The following is a 262-nucleotide window of genomic DNA, read 5'->3' as shown; positions in this document are numbered from 1 at the left end:
CATCAGCTGAAAGCGTTGCCGGTTAACAAGCTGAAGATGGATCGCAGCTTCGTGGCGGCGCTGCCGCATGACGACACCATGGTCTGCATCGTGGCGGCCATCGCCGAGATTATCCATCTGGAGGTGATTGCCGAAGGCGTGGAGACAGCAGAACAACGTGACTGGCTGCTGGCGCGCGGCATCTCTATCGGACAGGGCTATCTGTATGCTGAAGCGCTGCCTCTGACCCGATTCAATCAGGCATGGATCGAAAACTCCTCAC

The 262-nt window shown here is 57.6% G+C and carries 1 protein-coding gene; it reads left to right on the top strand.

The genetic code is table 11. The features are described 5' to 3' along the window. The coding region (locus SB765_RS30735) for an EAL domain-containing protein (protein WP_410932633.1) at positions 1-262 on the top strand (262 nt) is incomplete at both ends.

Source organism: Pseudomonas sp. SIMBA_067 (assembly GCF_046534675.1).
GTDB lineage: Bacteria > Pseudomonadota > Gammaproteobacteria > Pseudomonadales > Pseudomonadaceae > Aquipseudomonas > Aquipseudomonas putida.
The sequence above is the reverse complement of the archived record's forward strand: the minus strand, read 5'-3'. Positions and strand labels throughout refer to the sequence as shown.